The 18,564-nt window shown below is 53.5% G+C and carries 15 protein-coding genes; 9 read left to right on the top strand and 6 right to left on the bottom strand.

What is annotated here, in order from left to right; translation table 11 throughout:
• Positions 1 to 340 precede the first annotated feature (340 nt).
• On the top strand, positions 341 to 1,873 hold the full coding sequence (gene pntA, locus LK04_RS08550; RefSeq protein ID WP_039334337.1) for a Re/Si-specific NAD(P)(+) transhydrogenase subunit alpha: 1,533 nt from the start codon (positions 341 to 343) through the stop codon (positions 1,871 to 1,873).
• An 11-nt stretch (positions 1,874 to 1,884) separates the two neighbouring features.
• Entirely contained in the window at positions 1,885 to 3,273 is a 1,389-nt protein-coding gene (gene pntB / locus LK04_RS08555; RefSeq protein WP_039334339.1) for a Re/Si-specific NAD(P)(+) transhydrogenase subunit beta, read from the top strand.
• Positions 3,274 to 3,323: 50 nt separating this feature from the next.
• Here the strand turns inward: pntB and uspE are convergent, their stop codons facing one another.
• On the bottom strand, positions 3,324 to 4,280 hold the full coding sequence (uspE, locus tag LK04_RS08560; RefSeq protein WP_039334341.1) for a universal stress protein UspE: 957 nt from the start codon (positions 4,278 to 4,280) through the stop codon (positions 3,324 to 3,326).
• A 118-nt stretch (positions 4,281 to 4,398) separates the two neighbouring features.
• A complete protein-coding gene (locus LK04_RS08565; RefSeq protein ID WP_039334343.1) occupies positions 4,399 to 5,151 on the bottom strand; it encodes an FNR family transcription factor in 753 nt (250 codons plus the stop codon).
• 296 nt (positions 5,152 to 5,447) lie between these two features.
• On the opposite strand from LK04_RS08565, the gene smrA reads away from it, so the two are divergent.
• Positions 5,448 to 6,014, top strand: coding sequence for a DNA endonuclease SmrA (gene smrA, locus LK04_RS08570; protein ID WP_039334345.1), 567 nt, complete (start codon positions 5,448 to 5,450; stop codon positions 6,012 to 6,014).
• Here the strand turns inward: smrA and LK04_RS08575 are convergent, their stop codons facing one another.
• Positions 6,015 to 6,935, bottom strand: coding sequence for a LysR substrate-binding domain-containing protein (locus LK04_RS08575; protein WP_039334347.1), 921 nt, complete (start codon positions 6,933 to 6,935; stop codon positions 6,015 to 6,017).
• A 477-nt stretch (positions 6,936 to 7,412) separates the two neighbouring features.
• Between LK04_RS08575 and LK04_RS08580 the strand changes: the two genes are divergently transcribed.
• Positions 7,413 to 8,747, top strand: a complete 1,335-nt coding sequence (locus LK04_RS08580) for an MFS transporter (RefSeq protein ID WP_039334349.1) — start codon at positions 7,413 to 7,415, stop codon at positions 8,745 to 8,747.
• An 88-nt stretch (positions 8,748 to 8,835) separates the two neighbouring features.
• Positions 8,836 to 10,173 (top strand): VOC family protein, encoded by a 1,338-nt coding sequence (locus tag LK04_RS08585; protein WP_039334351.1) that lies wholly within the window; start codon positions 8,836 to 8,838, stop codon positions 10,171 to 10,173.
• Between the two features lie 67 nt (positions 10,174 to 10,240).
• On the opposite strand, the gene LK04_RS08590 is transcribed toward LK04_RS08585, so the two are convergent.
• A complete protein-coding gene (locus LK04_RS08590; RefSeq protein ID WP_039334353.1) occupies positions 10,241 to 10,675 on the bottom strand; it encodes a DoxX family protein in 435 nt (144 codons plus the stop codon).
• 192 nt (positions 10,676 to 10,867) lie between these two features.
• Between LK04_RS08590 and LK04_RS08595 the strand changes: the two genes are divergently transcribed.
• Together LK04_RS08595 and LK04_RS08600 are read left to right on the top strand one after the other, a co-directional pair.
• Positions 10,868 to 12,385, top strand: coding sequence for a carboxylesterase/lipase family protein (locus tag LK04_RS08595; RefSeq protein WP_039334355.1), 1,518 nt, complete (start codon positions 10,868 to 10,870; stop codon positions 12,383 to 12,385).
• 213 nt (positions 12,386 to 12,598) lie between these two features.
• On the top strand, positions 12,599 to 14,275 hold the full coding sequence (locus LK04_RS08600) for a methyl-accepting chemotaxis protein (protein WP_039334357.1): 1,677 nt from the start codon (positions 12,599 to 12,601) through the stop codon (positions 14,273 to 14,275).
• Here the strand turns inward: LK04_RS08600 and LK04_RS08605 are convergent.
• On the bottom strand, positions 14,233 to 15,114 hold the full coding sequence (locus tag LK04_RS08605) for a LysR substrate-binding domain-containing protein (protein WP_039334359.1): 882 nt from the start codon (positions 15,112 to 15,114) through the stop codon (positions 14,233 to 14,235). The genes LK04_RS08600 and LK04_RS08605 overlap by 43 nt on opposite strands.
• Before the next feature lie 126 nt (positions 15,115 to 15,240).
• On the opposite strand from LK04_RS08605, the gene LK04_RS08610 reads away from it, so the two are divergent.
• On the top strand, positions 15,241 to 16,407 hold the full coding sequence (locus LK04_RS08610) for a methionine aminotransferase (protein WP_039334361.1): 1,167 nt from the start codon (positions 15,241 to 15,243) through the stop codon (positions 16,405 to 16,407).
• Between the two features lie 14 nt (positions 16,408 to 16,421).
• The gene (locus tag LK04_RS08615) at positions 16,422 to 17,201 is read left to right on the top strand and encodes a transporter substrate-binding domain-containing protein (protein ID WP_039334364.1); all 780 of its coding nucleotides are present in this window, start codon (positions 16,422 to 16,424) and stop codon (positions 17,199 to 17,201) included.
• 85 nt (positions 17,202 to 17,286) lie between these two features.
• Here LK04_RS08615 and pepT read toward each other — a convergent pair whose 3' ends face one another.
• A complete protein-coding gene (pepT, locus tag LK04_RS08620; RefSeq protein ID WP_039334366.1) occupies positions 17,287 to 18,513 on the bottom strand; it encodes a peptidase T in 1,227 nt (408 codons plus the stop codon).
• Between the last annotated feature and the right edge of the window lie 51 nt (positions 18,514 to 18,564).

Consider the following 18,564-nt stretch of genomic DNA (forward strand, 5'->3'; position numbering starts at 1 on the left):
CTAATTCTGGTAACGCATAGTGCCATAATAGTTAAAGTATTGTTAAATAAAGGTTTTTAAAAACACTTAATTCGACATGACACGATTTTGCGCAGCAGATTATTTTTTATTACGTCTTAAAACTAGTGGCAAAACGTGGCATTCAATCTTTGCATCTGAATATTTGAGTGAATGTCATAAGTGTGCGTTATCGCTGTGGATCACTTTTCACATTTTCAGTAGGTTATAAAGACTTTGTTACATTGCGCATTTTGCTCATAAAAAGCTGAAACGCTGTTTCAGCCTTATGGGCTTGTGCCACTTACAGAACCTCATCCTTTAATTGTTGAAAGGAAACAGTATGTTAATTGGGATACCCAAAGAAAGGTTAGCCAACGAGTCACGCGTCGCCGCGACGCCCAAGACCGTTGAGCAACTGATCAAGCTGGGATTCAGCGTAACTGTCGAACAGGGCGCGGGAATGCGTGCCAGCTTCGACGATGAAAGCTTTATCGCCGCTGGTGCCACTATCAGCAGTACCACTGATGTCTGGCAGTCTGACATTGTGTTAAAAGTGAACGCGCCTGATGATCAAGAAATTGAACTGACGCGTGCGGGTAGCACGCTGGTGAGTTTTATCTGGCCAGCACAAAATCCGGCATTGCTGGAGAAACTGGCTGCCCGTCAGGTCACCGTGATGGCGATGGATTCTGTGCCGCGCATTTCGCGCGCGCAGGCTCTGGATGCACTGAGTTCCATGGCGAATATCGCCGGTTATCGTGCGATCGTCGAAGCTGCTCACGAGTTCGGACGCTTCTTCACCGGACAAATCACCGCAGCAGGCAAAGTGCCGCCAGCGAAAGTGATGATCATCGGTGCGGGCGTTGCGGGTCTGGCTGCTATCGGTGCAGCAGGGAGCCTGGGGGCGATTGTCCGTGCCTTCGACACCCGTCCTGAAGTCAAAGAGCAGGTGCAGAGTATGGGCGCCGAGTTCCTGGAGTTGGACTTCGAAGAAGAAGCCGGTAGTGGCGATGGCTATGCCAAAGTGATGTCCGAAGCCTTTATTAAGGCAGAGATGGAACTGTTTGCCGCCCAGGCGAAAGAAGTCGACATCATCGTGACTACCGCCCTGATTCCGGGCAAACCAGCCCCTAAACTGATCACTGCGGAAATGGTTGCCAGCATGAAGCCTGGCAGTGTGATCGTCGATTTGGCCGCTGCCACCGGTGGTAACTGTGATCTCACCGTTGCCGATCAGGTTACCCTGACCAATAACGGCGTGAAGATCATTGGTTATACCGATCTGCCAAGCCGTCTGGCGACGCAGTCTTCCCAGCTTTATGGCACCAACCTGGTCAACCTGCTGAAACTGCTGTGTAAAGAGAAGAACGGCGAAATCACCGTCGACTTCGAAGACGTCGTGGTCCGTGGCGTCACTGTAGTCCGCGAAGGCGAAGTGACCTGGCCTGCACCGCCAATTCAGGTTTCAGCCGCACCTAAAGCTGCGCAAGCCGCCGTTGAGCCGAAAGCTAAATTGGAAGCTAAACCGGTTTCGCCTTGGCGCAAGTATTTGCTGCTGGCCTTGGCGATTGTGCTGTTCGCCTGTCTGGCCAACGTGGCACCGGCAGAGTTCCTGTCTCACTTCACCGTCTTTGCGCTCGCCTGCGTAGTCGGTTATTACGTGGTCTGGAACGTCAGTCATGCTTTGCATACCCCGCTGATGTCTGTCACTAACGCCATATCCGGCATCATTGTCGTGGGTGCGGTATTGCAGATGGGCCACGGTGGCTGGGTGACGTTCCTGGCTTTCGTTGCCGTACTGATTGCCAGCATCAATATCTTCGGTGGTTTCACCGTCACCCAGCGCATGCTGAAAATGTTTCGTAAGAATTAAGGGGTAACAACATGTCTGGCGGATTAGTGACTGCAGCATACATTGTTGCCGCAATTCTGTTTATTTTCAGCCTTGCGGGTCTCTCAAAGCATGAGACCTCCAAGCAGGGTAATATTTTTGGTATGAGCGGCATGGCGATTGCTCTGCTGGCCACCATCTTCGGGCCAAACAGCGGTAACGTTGCGTGGATCCTGTTGGCGATGGTGATCGGTGGTGCGATAGGCGTGCGCCTGGCGAAGAAAGTCGAAATGACGGAAATGCCAGAGCTGGTGGCGATTCTGCACAGCTTCGTGGGTCTGGCTGCGGTACTGGTGGGCTTCAACAGCTACCTGGACCACGCACCGGGTCTGGCACCGGTGATGGAGAATATCCATCTGACGGAAGTGTTCCTCGGCATCTTTATTGGTGCAGTAACCTTCACTGGTTCCCTGGTGGCATTTGGCAAACTGCGCGGCAAGATCTCCTCAAAAGCGTTGATGCTGCCGCATCGCCATAAAATGAATCTGGCGGCGCTGGTGGTTTCCTTCCTGCTGATGCTGTGGTTTGTTCAGACGGACAGCACCGCTTCGCAAGTGGTTGCGGTGCTGTTGATGACCGTGATTGCGCTGGTGTTCGGTTGGCATTTGGTGGCCTCGATTGGCGGTGCGGATATGCCGGTAGTGGTCTCTATGCTGAACTCTTACTCCGGTTGGGCCGCAGCAGCTGCAGGCTTTATGCTGAGCAACGACCTGCTGATCGTGACCGGTGCGCTGGTCGGTTCTTCCGGTGCCATCCTCTCTTACATTATGTGTAAAGCGATGAACCGCTCGTTCATTAGCGTGATTGCCGGCGGTTTTGGCACGGACGTGAGTGTCGGTGGGGAAAGCGAAGAAGAGGGTGAGCACCGTGAAATCACGGCGGAAGAGACCGCAGAACTGTTGAAAGGCTCTTCTTCGGTGATCATCACGCCTGGTTACGGCATGGCGGTGGCGCAGGCACAGTATCCGGTGGCGGAAATCACCGAGAAACTGCGTGCGCGCGGAATCAAAGTGCGTTTCGGTATCCACCCGGTTGCCGGTCGTTTGCCAGGCCACATGAACGTGTTGTTGGCGGAAGCGAAGGTGCCGTATGACGTGGTACTGGAAATGGACGAGATTAACGATGACTTCAGCGACACCGATACCGTACTGGTCATCGGTGCCAATGACACCGTTAACCCGGCAGCGCAGGAAGATCCGCGTAGTCCTATCGCGGGCATGCCGGTGTTGGAAGTGTGGAAAGCGCAGAACGTCATTGTGTTTAAGCGCTCGATGAACACCGGCTACGCGGGTGTGCAGAATCCACTGTTCTTTAAAGACAATACCCAGATGCTGTTTGGCGATGCCAAAGCCAGCGTAGAAGGTATTTTGCGCGCGTTGTAAGCCGTTACCGTAGTAAGAAGAAGGGCGACCCGAGGGTCGCCCTTGTTGTTTTAATCGTCTTCGTCTTCTTCGTCGTCGTAATCAATCGGCGATTTAAAATCGTCAGGTTTGATCGCCAACAAATCACAGCGCAGGTGGTCAATCACCTGTTCCGCGGTATTTCCCAAAAACGCTGCGGATAAGCCGGTACGCCCAATGGTGCCCAGCACCACAATCCCGGCTTCCAGATGTGAAGCGATATCCGGAATGACTTCCTCGGGCAAACCTTTTGCCACGTGGGTAAACTCTTCGCCGATGGAGAATTTCTGCCGTAAGGCTTTCATGGCCACCAGATGCTGGCCGCGGATCGCGTCGTTATAAACGCTAGGGTCGAAGTCTGGCAACTCGATAGCGATGTTGATAGGGGTGATCGGATAGGCGCCGACCAGGTGAACTTCCGTGTGGTTGACCATGTCGGCCAACAGCGCGGTTTCGCGGATCAATTTCTGATTAAGCTCATCATGATGGGGTTCTTCGCTCGCCAAATTGACCGCCACCACTGCTTTACCGCCTTCCGGCCAGGGCTGATCTTTTACCATCCACACTGGGCAAGGGCATTTACGCAACAGATGCCAGTCGGTAGGGGTAAAAATCACCGCTTCCAAGCGATCATGCTGGTGGGCCATTTTCAGCACTAAGTCATGCTGATGCGCCATCACTTCCTGAATAATCGCCTCGTAAGGTCGGTTGTGCCACACCACGGCGATTTCGATGTCAACGCCAGCATCCAGATAGGCATGGGCCTGTTGGCGAATCCACTCGGTACGTTGGCTGATCACCCCTTTACGCATGTTGGACCGCTCATCAGGCGACAACAAGGTGGTCATTTCATAGGAAAAGTCGTAGATAGGCAGGAAAGCTTTGATTTTTCCGCCGATACGTTGATTGAGATACACCGCACGGCGCAGCGCGGGTTGGTCATCCTGCTGGGCGTCAATCACAACCAGAATATTTTGGTACCGGGACATAAGGCAATCTCCTCAAACCAAAGCAAGTTGGATTAAAGATAGCCTAAGTTGGCGCAGGGCAGAAGGGGAAAAGTTGTTGCCGGATCAATAAAATAACATTTATCGACCCGGCACAGAATCAGGCGGCTTGTTCAGTCTGTCCAGCCAGTTCTGCTAACAATGCATGATTTTCAATGGTGATGTATTTGCCTTTTACTGCCAGCATACCGCTTTTCTGGAAGCGGCCCAGCAAACGGCTGATGGTTTCTACCGTTAGTCCCAGATAGTTACCAATGTCGCCGCGTGTCATGGTCAAACGGAACTCACGCTGTGAGAAACCACGCTGACCGAAACGGCGCGACAGGTTCCAGACAAAAGCAGCCAGGCGCTCTTCCGCATTCTTTTTCGATAGCAACAGGATCATGTCCTGATCGCCTTTAATCTCGCCACTCATCAGACGCATCATCTGCTGGCGCAGTGCGGGCATTTTACCGGAAAGGTCGTCGAGGGTTTCAAAAGGAATTTCACACACCATAGCCGTTTCAAGCGCTTGGGCGAAGCTGGGGTGATGCGCGCCGACAATGGCATCAAAGCCGACCAGATCTCCGGCAAGATGGAAACCAGTAATTTGTTCGTCACCCTGTTCAGTAATGGTGTAGCTTTTAATGGTTCCGGAGCGGATAGCGTAAAGCGATTTCAGTTCATCACCGGCTTTGAACAGCGTCTGGCCTTTCTGAATCGGCTTTTTGCGTTCGATGATATTATCCAGCTGATCAAGTTCGTGTTCGTTCAGCGTGAAGGGAATACACAATTGGCTAATGCTGCAATCCTGACAATGGATGGCACAACCGCCTGACTGAATACGTCGAATGCTGCGTTTTTCCTGGATCATATAGGTTCGCTCGGTGATTATTGACTGCCGTCAATTTTAACATTTTTATTGGTTAAGGGAACTCATCCGAGCAGTAATAATCCTAAAAACCCCACTAAAGGCGGGTATTCCTGCATTTACGCAACCTGGATGCCAACGCATTTATTGATCTGGCACGTTTTCTTTCCATGTTTACATCTGTTCACAGCTTGTCATCAGACAAAACGTGACAGATGTGATGCTAAAAATCCTTTGCTACTATTTTGCTTTTGAGCGGCATGTTGCGTTCAGCAAACCACCAGGCGTGAGACGAAACCATGAACCTTGACGATGAAGACCTTTTCCGGGATGCCATGGGCGATGTGACACCACTGAAAGATTGCGCTAACACCCAATGGCTGCGCGCACCCTCGACCAAAGAACCGCGCGCTGCGCAATTGAGTGATGAAGATGAAAATTTCCTGACCCGAGGCTTTCTCGACATTATTCCACTGACGACGCCGCTGGAATATAAAACAGAAGGGGTTCAGCAGGGCGTACTGGATAAAATGCGACAGGGGAAATACCCGCTGGATGCCAGTCTGAATCTGCTGCGGCAGCCAGTGGAAACTTGCCGTCAGTCGTTGTTTAGTTTTATGCGACAAGCTCAGAAACAAGGGTTGCGTAATCTGCTGATTATCCATGGCAAAGGCCGTGACGATGAATCACATGCCAATATCGTGCGTAGCTATCTGGCGCGCTGGCTACCTGAATTCGAAGAGGTGCAAAGTTTTTGCATCGCTCAGCCGCAGCATGGTGGTGGTGGCGCACTCTACGTCGGCTTACGTAAAACCGAACAGGCACGCCAGGATAACCGTGAGCGCCACGCCAAGCGCAGCCGTTAGTCAGGTGTGGAATTTACGAATGGTCGCCATCAGCACTTCGGCACTGAGGCTAAGGCTACTCGCGCTTCGCGTAATGATCCCGACCGGTTCTCCCGGTCCCGGTGAGTTAATCGGAAGTGCCGCGACGGCCTGATGGCTCAAATCTTCTTTAATGGCACCAGATGGCACAAACCACACATAGTCATAGCGCAGTGCCAGTTGACGGGCGAGGGAAGTCGATGATGTTTCCACGCAGTTGGCGGGAAGAGAACAACCCTGTTCATCCAGCATATGCTGCGCGATGCGGCGCGGCGCGGTGCCTTCTGGTGAAATCACCACCGGCCACTGCATGGCGCGCGACAGCGTGACGTTGTCACTTAAAAGCGGATGCTCAGGGCGTACCACCAGCTTTAGTGACTCCAGGAACAGCAACTCATAAGTGAGTCCCGCCATCATTTCACTGTCCGCCATACGACCAATGCCGATATCAAATTCTCCGGCACGCAGACCCGCCAGCAGCACATTGTTGTGCAAGGTTGCAACCTGCACTGTGGTATTGGGCTGTTGCTCATGGAATCGGTCAAGAATCTGCGGCAGCATCCCCATCGCCGCGGTAGTCAGAGCACCCAGGCGGATCACCACAGGCCGACCGGGCTGAGGGGCGTTGAAACTTTGGCCCGCATGATTGAGTGCATCCAGCACTTTCACCGCATGGACCAGAAATTGCTCGCCCAGCGTGGTGAGTTGCGCGCCGAGGCGACCGCGTTCAAACAGCCGTGCTCCTGCCAGCTCTTCCAGCTCGTTGAGCGTTTTGGAAAGCGCAGGTTGGCTGAGATTCAGGGTTTCAGCCGCGCGCCCCAAGGTCCCTTGTTGTGCGACAGCCACAAAGGTGTGTAAATGGCGCAAGCGAATGCGCTGATTGAAAAGGATATTTTTGTCCATAACCCTCAACATAATGAGTTTTAGCGGGTGGCGGCAACTGAAAAAGGGGAATTATGTTAACTTCACTGCAAAATTATATTAACAAAATCGGCAATCCGTACCGGTTTGACTAACGCATTGTAATCATTTGATAAATTGAAAACGCATTTCAGGGCAAAACTATCACCTGTTGTAATATCAACTGCTTAAACTCGCAAAATTTGAATAATTCTCAGTTACACTCAAAAATCCTGCCCGTTATTGTTAACGATGAGCTATCATTAGCGCCGTTTTTTTTACCAAAACTGATGATATACCCTAAATAATTCGAATTTCAGCACAAAAGCGCTTGCGCTGGCCCGCAGGCCAAATCACGTGGCAAGTGGGTGAATCCCCGGGAGCTTACATCAGTAAGTGAGTGGGGTGAGCACGCGCAGCCAACGCAACTGCGGTTCGAAGTATGACGGGTATAGACGATGAAAGTGCAGGAGTTAATCCGTGACCAGCGTTGAAGCCGTAGATGTTCGCCAGCTCATTAATCAGAGTGCGCTCAGTCGCTGGCAAAAGCGCCTGATTGCACTGTGCTTCATCGTTGTGGCATTGGATGGTATGGACATTGCGCTGATGGGCTTTATTGCCCCGACATTGAAAGTCAGTTGGGGCGTAACCAACCATCAACTCGGCATGGTGATCAGTGCAGCACTGATCGGGCTGGCGTTAGGCGCGATGGTTGCTGGGCCACTAGCCGATCGCTATGGCCGCCGGGTCATGATATTACTCAGCGTCGGCTTCTTTGGTTTGTGGACGCTGGCAACCGCCATGGCGCAAAACGTGGAACAGATGATGCTGTTCCGTTTTCTTACCGGCCTGGGGTTGGGGGCGGCGATGCCGAATGTCGGGACGCTGGTGGCGGAATACGCACCTGAGCGCCGCCGCTCTTTCATCATTACCGTGGTGTTTTGTGGCTTTACCTTTGGTGCCGCCTCCGGTGGATTTGCCGCATCCTGGTTGCTACCTCGCTATGACTGGCATTCGGTGATGCTGATGGGCGGCGTGTTGCCCTTGGTTGTGCTGCCATTCTTGTTGCGCGGTTTACCTGAGTCGGTGCGGTTTCTGATCAGTCGCCGTGCGCCTGCTGCACGCATTCATGCCATTCTTGAACGTATGTTGCCTGGCGCGGTCCAGCCTGAAAGCCATTATCAATCCAGTGAACATGTCGCCGTGCGTCGAGGTGCGGTGGCCACGGTGGTGTCATCGCGCTACTTGTTTGGCAGCCTGATGCTGTGGGGCGGCTACTTTATGGGCTTGTTCCTGGTGTATCTGATCGGCAGTTGGATGCCATCACTCATTAATACTTTGGGCATGTCCGTCACGGAAGCAGCTATTGTCACCGCCATGTATCAGGCGGGCGGTACCGTGGGTTCGCTGTTTGCCGGTTGGCTGATGGACCGCATCAATGCCAATATCGCTCTGGCAGTGATCTATTTCTGTGGGGGTATTGCGATAGTCGCGCTGGGCTTCTCACCGGCTGAGGTGGGCTTAATGAGCGCGATTGCCTTCTTCAGTGGCTTCTGTTTCAACGGGGCCAATACTGGCATGAATGCCTTATCCGCCAGCTATTATCCTACGCATGCACGTGCTACCGGGTCCAGTTGGATGCACGGCGTTGGGCGCGTGGGGGCAATTATGAGCGCGTTTGTAGGCGCAGAGTTGCTTTCTCTCGGCTGGTCCTTCAGCCAGATTTTCCTGTTGCTGGCAATCCCGGCCGTTTTGACCACCATCATGCTGGCGTTGAAGTGTCGTTTTGGTGACCAGGCCGAGCGGCTTGAGTGACAGGGCGATCACAGTTCGACGAAATTCTCCCACGGCGTTAAAGGGTTGATCTACATTAGCAACAATCCTTTAGCCCGAGGTGATGACCATGGAAAACCTTCTCACCAGCGATGCCATTCGCACGCTGTTCTCCCAGGCCATGTCCAGTATGTATCAGCAAGAAGTGCCTCAGTATGGCACGCTGACGCAACTGGTCACCGCCGTGAATGAACGCACGCTGGAAGCCAATCCCGCCTTAAAAAACCGCCTGGCAGCCGCCGATGAACTGACCCGTCTAAGCGTTGAACGCCATGGTGCGATTCGTGTGGGAACGGCTGCTGAACTCAGTATGCTACGGCAGATGTTTGCTGTAATGGGTATGGAACCGGTGGGGTATTACGATCTGTCCCAGGCGGGTGTGCCGGTTCACTCTACGGCTTTTCGTCCTGTCAGCGACAGTGCGCTGCGGCGTAATCCCTTCCGCGTCTTTACCTCCTTGCTGCGACTGGAATTGATTGATGATCCGGCATTGCGCGAACAGGCCGCTGCGATTTTAGCGGCGCGGGATATTTTCACTGCAGAGTGTCGAGCGTTAATTGCCCGGCATCAGCAACAGGGTGGATTAGATGCCGCTGATGCGGCCCGTTTCGTCAAAGAGGCACTGGAAACCTTCCGCTGGCATGCCCATACCACGGTGGACAGTAACACTTACCACGCCTTGTCTCAGCAGCATCGTCTGGTGGCTGATGTTGTGTGCTTCCAGGGCTGTCACATTAACCATCTCACACCGCGCACCCTTGATATTGACCGCGTGCAAGCGCTGATGCCCTCACGCGGTATTGATCCGAAAACGCTGATTGAGGGGCCACCTCAACGGCAGGTGCCGATTTTGCTCCGTCAAACCAGCTTTAAAGCGCTGGAAGAGGCAGTGCATTTTAACGATGGATCGCCGGGTACCCACACGGCGCGCTTTGGTGAGATTGAGCAGCGCGGTGCCGCATTGACGCCGAAAGGCCGTGCACTCTATGACCGTCTGTTGGCGGAAGCGGGAACCGGCCGCGACAACCAGCATCATCAGCAGCATCTCAGTGCCGTATTTCGTGACTTTCCCGATGTTGAGGACTCGCTGCGGGAGCAGGAGCTGGCATGGTTCCGCTACCGTTTAACCGATAAAGGGGAACATCAGCGTCCACAGCCGGGTGAAAGCGTGGCGCAGTTGCTCGCTGAGGGGCGGTTGCAGGCCGAGCCAATTATCTATGAAGATTTTCTGCCAGTGAGTGCAGCGGGCATTTTCCAGTCTAATCTGGGTGATGAAGTGCAGGCGCGTAGCGCCGGAAATGCCAGTCGCGCGGATTTTGAAGCCGCCTTGGGTGCAAAGGTGCAAGACGAAATGGCGCTCTATCAGCAGATGCAACAGCGCAGTCTGGCGCGTTGCGGCATTGTCTAAGCTTGAGAAAGCCGGCCTGTGGAGGGGCAATCCCCTCCATCGGACCGGCTATTTTTTCTTCTATTATTTATTGCAGGCGCGAATCACGCACCAGCGTGTACTTCCCGGCACCCAAAAACATGATGGCAAGCGCGCCAAGCAAATAAAGGGCTTCTGTTTCCAGAGACCAGGCACCCACATCCGTGCGATGCCAGATGGCGCCCATTTTTACCAGTAAGGTCGCGACAATCATATTCACCGCAATAATGAAGGCCGCTGGGCGCGTCATTAAACCGATGATCACCATCACAGGTGCCACTATTTCCCCGATGTAAGCACCGTAAGCGATGAAACCTGGCATACCTTTTACGGCCAGCAAATGGGCTATCCAGTCGACGCCATGCATCACTTTGAATTCGCCATGAAACAGTAGCAGGCCGCCAAATGTGAGACGTAACAGCAGTTTACCGAAATCCGGGTGATCACTCATCCGGTTGAACATCTGATTGATTCCACCGAACATCGCGCTTCTCCGTCTCGCCAGGTTAACTTAAAACTTTAGAACAAATTGCCATGCCAGGGTTAGCCAAAAAATTTGATGGTGTTGTTCAGTGGATCGAATGCTGCTTCGGCTTAATCTGCAAATGCTTTCGGAACATGGACATTCGTGCAAGGCCTGCAAATAATGGAACTACGCATTATCCGGGAACCCGAGATGAAAAACGAACGACGTCTGAGGATTATGACCGCAGAGGGCGAACTCAGAGGCCTGATTGATGATGATCTCTTTGTCTTCAAGGGAATACCTTACGCCGCCGCGCCGGTAGGCGAATTACGCTGGCGTCCACCGCAGCCGGTCGCCCCCTGGAAAACGGTGCGTGATGCCACCGAGTGGGGCAATGCCAGTTGGCAGAATCGTGACTATTGTGTGGCCGTTGGCGGTGGTGATCCGGGCTGTTTTAGTGAGGACTGCCTTTACCTTAATATCTGGACGCCGGACGTCGAGCCTTCGCACCCGATGCCCGTGATGGTTTGGCTGCATGGCGGCGGCTTTACCATCGGCGCTGGCAGCCTCGATCCCTACCGTGGTAAAGCCCTGGCAGCGCAGGGCGTGATTGTGGTGACGCTCAATTATCGTTTGGGCCATTTCGGTTTCTTTGCGCATCCTGCGCTGGATGCCGAATATCAGGCCAAATCGGTAGTCAATAATTTCGCCCTGTTAGACCAAATCGCGGCATTGCAGTGGGTTCAGCGTAATATTCCGGCATTTGGCGGCGATCGCCATAATATCACGCTGTTCGGCGAGTCTTCGGGGGCGCGCAGCGTGCTGTCGCTGTGTTGTTCACCCTTGGCAGAAGGGCTGTTTCACAAAGGGATTGTGCAGAGTGCTTATAGCTTGCCGGATGTGCCACGTAAAAAAGCGCAGCAGATTGGTAAGCAGGTCGCGGCACACTTTGGTTTGCCCGAACAGGCCACTGCAGCGCAATTGCGTGAATTACCTGCCGACCAGTTTTGGTCGTTGCAGCGATCGCTGGGATTAGGACCGGTGGCAATCAGTGGTGATACGGTATTGCCTAAACCGATGCTGGACACTTTTATGGCAGGCAAACAGCATCGCGTGCCGCTGATGGTGGGTAGCAACAGTGATGAAGCCAGCGTGTTGGACTATTTTGGTGTTGATGCCGCGCAGGTGTTGCAGCAGATGCGTAAGAAAAACCGCTTTAGTTATAGCCTGATGAAATGGTTATACGATATTCATGACGATACGTTATTAGGCCGCTCGGTAGCGCGGGACATGGCCTTCACGGTGATGCCATTGCTGGTCGCGCAATCTCAACACGATATTGGAATGCCGGCCTGGCGTTACTGGTTCGACTATGTCTCAGAGAATGCACGCGATCTCTATCCACACGGCACCTGGCACGGCAATGAAATTCCTTATGTGTTCAATACGCTTTGCACGCTGACACCGCCGGTAGCGCAGGCTTACACCGAGACGGATCAAGCTTTCGCGCGAAAGGTCAGCGCGTTTTGGGTCACTTTTGCGCGTGATGCCACGGAATTTAGTTCGGAACTGCGGGGTGAGTTAGCCTGGCCGGTTTGGCGACCGCATGCAGACCTGACTTTAGCGTTTGGTCACGACGGTCAGCCTCAGTCAGTATTAAAGGCGAAATTTATGCGAGGACGCCTGCGACTGTTCCGCATGATGATGCGCAACCACGTCAAACTTTGATAAGTGCGCTAATAGTGAAATTGCGCAAATGATTTTTTAAGGCAAATTTCCCGCTAACCCATTGATTAATATTGTTAGCCAATTCTATCCGCCTTAAGCAGCCAGCAATTAATTAGCTTGTTAAACCGTTACATTTTCCCTAACCGATGCCGATAAACGCAATATGCCCTATTTTATCGGGCCTCCTTCGCGTTTCACACCAAGGGATTATGTATGGGTATCTTAAAAAACTTCACTATTCGCGCCGTGATGCTGACCATTCTGGGCTTGTTCTGCCTGTTGTGGTGTGCAGTTGGGTTATTCAGCGTTCACTCGCTTAATGCCCTCGGCGATGGGAATGAGATTGACCGTGAGTTAGTCAATCAGATGACGGTACTGAGCAAAGGAAACGATCAATATTTCCGCGTAGTCACACGTTTGTCACGTGTGATGGAGGGGCGCGCAGCGGGCGCTGTCGTTACCGCCGAAGCCTTCGCACCGGTACAGCAAGCGCTGGACAATATGAAAGATCAGCTCACGCAATTTAAAGCCATGGCGCCCGGTCCAATGGACAGCGAAACCGCCAACAGCGTGATTGCTAACTGGCAAAAACTGCTGGACGAGGGTATCGCACCGCAGGTTTCGTTAGCACAACAGGGCACAGTGGAAGCCTATCGGGCACAGGCAAATAACGTGACGCCAGCGTTGAGCCGCGCATTTGGTACCAGTGCTGATGCATTCAACAAAGCGGCAGGCAGCAAGCTGGATGAAACCCGCGTCAATGTCGATAAACTCACTAACATGACCAAGATGATCATTCTGGTCGCGGTGGTGTTTGGTCTGGTGATTCTGCTGTTCACCGATCGCTACCTGGTGGCGATGCTGGTAAAACCGCTGGAGCGTGTGCGCAATCACTTTACGGTGATCGCCCAAGGGGATTTGAGCCAGCCAATTGAGGATTTTGGCCGTAACTGTGTGGGTAAGCTGGTGCCGCTGCTACGTGCTATGCAGGACAGTCTGCGCGACGCCGTGAGTGCGATTCGCAGCGGCACGGAAAATATCTACCGCGGTGCGGCAGAGATTTCATCGGGCAATAATGACCTCTCTTCGCGCACTGAAGAGCAGGCAGCGGCACTGGAGCAGACGGCTGCCAGCATGGAGCAGTTAACCGCCACCGTGAAGTTCAACGCCGACAACGCGCGTCAGGCCAGTGTTCTGGCCGAAACAGCCACCAGCACGGCGCAGCAGGGCGGTCATTTGGTGGGTGAAGTCGTGACCACCATGGAAGGCATCTCTGGTAGTTCGAAGAAAATTGCTGAGATCACCAACGTCATCAATAGTATTGCCTTCCAAACCAATATTCTGGCGCTGAACGCCGCGGTAGAAGCCGCACGCGCGGGTGAGCAAGGGCGTGGTTTTGCGGTGGTGGCGAGTGAAGTGCGTAACCTTGCACAGCGCAGTGCCAACGCCGCTAAAGAGATCGCCACGCTTATCGAGGATTCAGTACAGCGTGTCGGTAAAGGTTCCGAACTGGTGAGCAGCGCAGGCACGACCATGAGCCAGATTCTCAAATCGGTTCAGGACGTCAATGAGATCATGAAGCACATTGCCTCGGCATCCGAAGAGCAGAGCAAGGGCATCTCACAAGTGGGCACCGCGGTGACCGAGATGGACAGCGTCACCCAGCAAAATGCGTCATTAGTTGAGGAAGTTTCCGCTGCGGCCAGCGCCCTGGAGCGTCAGACGCAAGAGCTGCAGGCATCGGTGGCGAAATTCCGCTTATCCGATAGCACACCGGTGAGTCAGGTAGCTTCAGCATCTAAACACAGCGAACTGCGCCGTCCCGTGCTGGCTCCTGCCACCGCCGTTCAGCCTAAATCGGCCAGTGCCGACGATTGGGTCTCATTCTGAGACTGACATAGCCACGCCACCAGTTCCGGCAGGAACGGTGGCGCATCCTCTTCCGAACGCTGTAACAAGCTATAGGCGGCCCCGGTTGCGACACAATCCGCAAACGGGGCAATTAGCCGACCATTGGCTAAATCATTTTGCACTAACGTCACATCTGCCACCGTCACGCCAAACCCTTGCATTGCTGCACTGATTGCCAAATCCATGGTGGCGAAATGCTGGTTACGCGACATGGGCAGATGCACGTTTTGCTTAGCAAACCACAGCTGCCAGTCACGCATATCATTGGTGGGATGTAAAAAGGTGAACTTAGCCAGATCGCTGATCCTACCCGGAGGGGAAATGTGGCTGCCCAGCACGGGTGTCAGCTGCTCATCAAACAGGCGGATTGACCCCGCCGGTGGGGCGCCAAACACAATTGCGGCGTCATAGTTCTCCAGCAGCGAGGCATGATCCAGCGTGGTGGTGAGTGCCACATGAATCTCAGGGCGCTGCTGTTCCAGTGCCACCAGACGTGGCACTAACCAACGCATCGCGCAGGTGGGGGCTTTTAATCGTATTGAGGCGTTGCTACGGCTGGCTTTTTCCGTGGCACTGAGCAGCATCGCGTAACCTTGTTGCAGCTCTGGCAGCAAGGCTGCACCTTGCGCGGTGAGATGCAGCCCACGCGCATGGCGCTCAAACAGAGCAAATCCCAGCCAACTCTCCAGCGTGGCGATTTTGCGGCTCACTGCACCCTGGGTGATGCACAGCTCAATGGCCGCACGCGTCAGATTGAGATGGCGTGCGGTCACCAAAAATGCATGGATGGCATTTAGCGGTAGAGCAGAACGGGACATGGCGGCCTCAAGCTATGATTTTTAATCATGGCTATTATGACAACAAATCGCTTGTCGACTCAAGCAGCACGCCGTTGAATAGAAATCTACTTTACCTAATTGGTTATGCAACCTTGCGGAGCAACGATGACCCTCAATAGCAGTGTTAACATCTCTTCCAAACAACCTGATGTCGGCACGACGATTTTTAGCGTCATCGGCCAACTGTCAGCACAGCACAAAGCTATCAACTTGTCTCAGGGCGCACCGAATTTCCCTTGCGATCCGAAGTTGGTGGAACTGGTCAGCAAAGCGATGCGTGAAGGACATAACCAGTACGCGTCCATGACCGGTTTACCGGCACTGCGTGAAGCGCTGGCAGAGAAAGTCCACACGCTTTACGGCCAGCAATATGATGCAGGAAGCGAAGTGCTGATCACCGGCAGTGCCAGCCAGGGCATCTATATGGCGATTTCCGCGTTAGTTCATCCCGGTGATGAGGTGATTTTCTTTGAGCCGGCCTTCGACAGTTATGCACCAGTGGTGCGCTTACAGGGTGCCACGCCGATAGGCCTGAAACTGCAGGTGCCTGATTTCGCCATCAACTGGGATGAGCTGCGTGCCAGCATCACACCACGCACCCGCATGATCATCATCAACACGCCGCACAACCCGAGTGCACAGGTGCTGACACCGGCCGATCTGGAACAGCTGGCTGTACTCACGCGCAACACCGATATCGTGGTGCTGTCTGACGAAGTTTATGAACACATTCTGTTTGATGGTCGTGCCCATTGCGGTATGGCGACGCATCCGGAGCTGGCGCAGCGTAGCGTGGTGGTCTCTTCATTCGGTAAAACTTTCCACGTCACCGGCTGGCGCGTCGGCTATGCGCTGGCGCCAGCAGCGTTGATGGAGGAGATCGTCAAAGTGCATCAGTTCATGATGTATGCGGCAGATACTCCAATGCAGGTCGGTTTTGCCCACTATTTACAGGACCCGCAAAATTACCTGCAGCTCTCGCCGTTCTACCAGGAAAAGCGCGATCGCCTGCTGGCCTTGATGCAAGATTCACCATTTAAGCTGCTGCCAAGTGCCGGTTCCTTCTTTATGTTGGCCAGTTACGGACATTTCAGTGACGAAAGCGACAGTGAAATGGTAAAACGTCTCATCGTCGATCACGGTGTGGCCACCATTCCGTTGTCGGCGTTTTATATGGACGGCACTGACAATAAATTAATTCGCCTGTCATTCGCGAAAGACGACGCAACACTGCAGGCTGGCGCAGAAGCGCTGTGCCGGGTTAAAGGGTAATTAGGGGAAGAATAATGAAAAAGTTAAACGCACTGTTTGTGGCTGTGGGTATGCTGACTTCTGCACACGCGCTGGCGCAGGAAACCTTACGTTACGGACTGGAATCACAGTATCCACCGTTCGAAAGCCGCAACGCGCAGGGTGAGTTGGAAGGTTTTGATATCGAACTGGGCAAAGCGATTTGTCAGGTGGGTAACTTTGATTGTAAGTGGGTGGAGAGCAGCTTTGATGCGCTGATCCCTGCGCTGCAAGCGAAGAAATTCGATGCCATCAACTCAGCGATGAACATCACCGAAGCACGTGGTAAGAGCATCGACTTCACCAAGCCAATCTACCGCATTCCTACCATGCTCATCGTGAAGCAGGGTGAGAAACTGCTGCCAACCGCGGAGTCGCTGAAAGGCAAAAACATTGGCGTACTGCAGGGTTCTATCCAGGAAACTTACGCGAAGAAGCACTGGGAACCGCAGGGCGTGACCGTCACCTCTTATCAGGATCAGAACCAGGTTTATAACGACATGGTGGCAGGTCGCCTTGACGGCACGCTGGTGATGTCAGCCGCGGGACAGTCTGGCTTCCTCGATAAGCCGCAGGGCAAAGGTTTCGCCTTCGTCGGCAAACCGGTTGAAGATGACACCATCCTTGGTTCTGGTATTGGTTTTGGTCTGCGTAAGGGCGATGCCAAGCTGAAGGGTGAGCTGGATGCGGCGATTAGCAAAGTGCAGGCTGACGGTACTGTCACCAGGCTGGCGGCGAAATTCTTCCCAGGTATTGATGTAACAGCCAGCAAATAACAGCTGTTAGCCAGGTCGCCATAAATGGCGACCCTACGGTCGTAGGGTGCGCATTCAGGTGCACCTGGTTAATCACCACACAAAATTATTTAGCGGCTAAGTAACATAACGCTTCGGCCACCTGATACGACTTCACAAACGATGGCACCGGTAAAAACTCATAACGTGAGTGGAAGTTGTGCGCGCCGGTGAAGAAGTTCGGCGTCAACAAGCCTTTAGCCGACAGCGCTGCACCGTCCGTGCCTCCACGCATCGGGATCACTTTCGGCTCCACGCCCACCTGATCCAACGCCGCAAAAATCAAATCAATCGCCCGACGATCTTCGCCCACAGCATTGCTGATATTGCTGTAGGTATCGCTGATGGTTAACGCCACATGCCCGGTGGGATAGAGCGCAGCAATCTCATCCGCCACTTCCACCAACTGCTGTTTCTTCGCATCAAATCCGACCAGGTCGAAATCACGTATCGAAGCTTTCAGCACCGCGCGGCTGGCATTGGCGTTGATATCGTTAAACCAGATATAGCCTTCGCGGCCTTCGGTATGTTCAGGCGTGGCTAAGCGATCAAAACGTGAAATAAAATCGTGTGCCATCAGCAGCGGGTTAACCAGCACCCCTTTGCCCGACATCGGATGCGCCGGTACACCGGTAAACACCAGTTCAGCCGCCGCCGCATTAAAGTTTTCATACACCACTTCACCCAGCTCGCAGCAGTCAATGGTCCAGGCGAAATCCACGTTGAAGCGTGTCTCCAGATCAAGAGCTTTCGCGCCGCGAAGGCCAATCTCTTCATCAGGCACAAACGCCACCACGATGTCGCCATGATCGCCCTTGAGATTTTCCATCAAGGTCATCACTACCGTTACGGCGGCTTTGTTGTCGGCTCCCAGCACGCTGGTGCCATCACTGAAGATGATGTCCTGACCCACATAAGGTGCAATCTCCGGATGTTCCGCCACACGCAGCCAGATATCTTGCTGGCTGTTGAGGCACAAATCCTCACCTTTAAACGCCAGGGTTTGTGGATGGATATCGGGTGATAAGCCAACGTCCACGGTATCGATATGGGTGATAAAGCCAATGCGCGGTGCGTTGGGCCGGTTGCCAGGTTTCACCGCGGTCACGGTGGCATGCTGATCAATCACCACATCTTTCAAACCCAATTCACGCAACTCCTCTGCCAGCAGTTCCGCCATAGCATGTTGCGATGGGGTGCTGGGTAAGGTGGTGGATTTGGCATCGCTCTGGCTGGAGACCGCCAGATAACGATAGAAACGCTGGGTCAGTTGGCGAACAAGAGGCTCTGTCATCACTATTCCTTATAAGCTTTGCGCGATGTGCATTACACACAGCAGATAAAT

This window comes from Pantoea vagans (assembly GCF_001506165.1).
GTDB lineage: Bacteria > Pseudomonadota > Gammaproteobacteria > Enterobacterales > Enterobacteriaceae > Pantoea > Pantoea vagans_C.

What these genes read in the sequence shown, in the direction of transcription:
- pntA (WP_039334337.1), top strand. Translation starts at nt 341, where the DNA reads ATGTTAATTGGGATACCCAAAGAAAGGTTAGCCAACGAGTCACGCGTC.
- pntB (WP_039334339.1), top strand. Translation starts at nt 1,885, where the DNA reads ATGTCTGGCGGATTAGTGACTGCAGCATACATTGTTGCCGCAATTCTG.
- uspE (WP_039334341.1), bottom strand. Translation starts at nt 4,280, where the DNA reads ATGTCCCGGTACCAAAATATTCTGGTTGTGATTGACGCCCAGCAGGAT.
- LK04_RS08565 (WP_039334343.1), bottom strand. Translation starts at nt 5,151, where the DNA reads ATGATCCAGGAAAAACGCAGCATTCGACGTATTCAGTCAGGCGGTTGT.
- smrA (WP_039334345.1), top strand. Translation starts at nt 5,448, where the DNA reads ATGAACCTTGACGATGAAGACCTTTTCCGGGATGCCATGGGCGATGTG.
- LK04_RS08575 (WP_039334347.1), bottom strand. Translation starts at nt 6,935, where the DNA reads ATGGACAAAAATATCCTTTTCAATCAGCGCATTCGCTTGCGCCATTTA.
- LK04_RS08585 (WP_039334351.1), top strand. Translation starts at nt 8,836, where the DNA reads ATGGAAAACCTTCTCACCAGCGATGCCATTCGCACGCTGTTCTCCCAG.
- LK04_RS08590 (WP_039334353.1), bottom strand. Translation starts at nt 10,675, where the DNA reads ATGTTCGGTGGAATCAATCAGATGTTCAACCGGATGAGTGATCACCCG.
- LK04_RS08595 (WP_039334355.1), top strand. Translation starts at nt 10,868, where the DNA reads ATGAAAAACGAACGACGTCTGAGGATTATGACCGCAGAGGGCGAACTC.
- LK04_RS08600 (WP_039334357.1), top strand. Translation starts at nt 12,599, where the DNA reads ATGGGTATCTTAAAAAACTTCACTATTCGCGCCGTGATGCTGACCATT.
- LK04_RS08605 (WP_039334359.1), bottom strand. Translation starts at nt 15,114, where the DNA reads ATGTCCCGTTCTGCTCTACCGCTAAATGCCATCCATGCATTTTTGGTG.
- LK04_RS08610 (WP_039334361.1), top strand. Translation starts at nt 15,241, where the DNA reads ATGACCCTCAATAGCAGTGTTAACATCTCTTCCAAACAACCTGATGTC.
- LK04_RS08615 (WP_039334364.1), top strand. Translation starts at nt 16,422, where the DNA reads ATGAAAAAGTTAAACGCACTGTTTGTGGCTGTGGGTATGCTGACTTCT.
- pepT (WP_039334366.1), bottom strand. Translation starts at nt 18,513, where the DNA reads ATGACAGAGCCTCTTGTTCGCCAACTGACCCAGCGTTTCTATCGTTAT.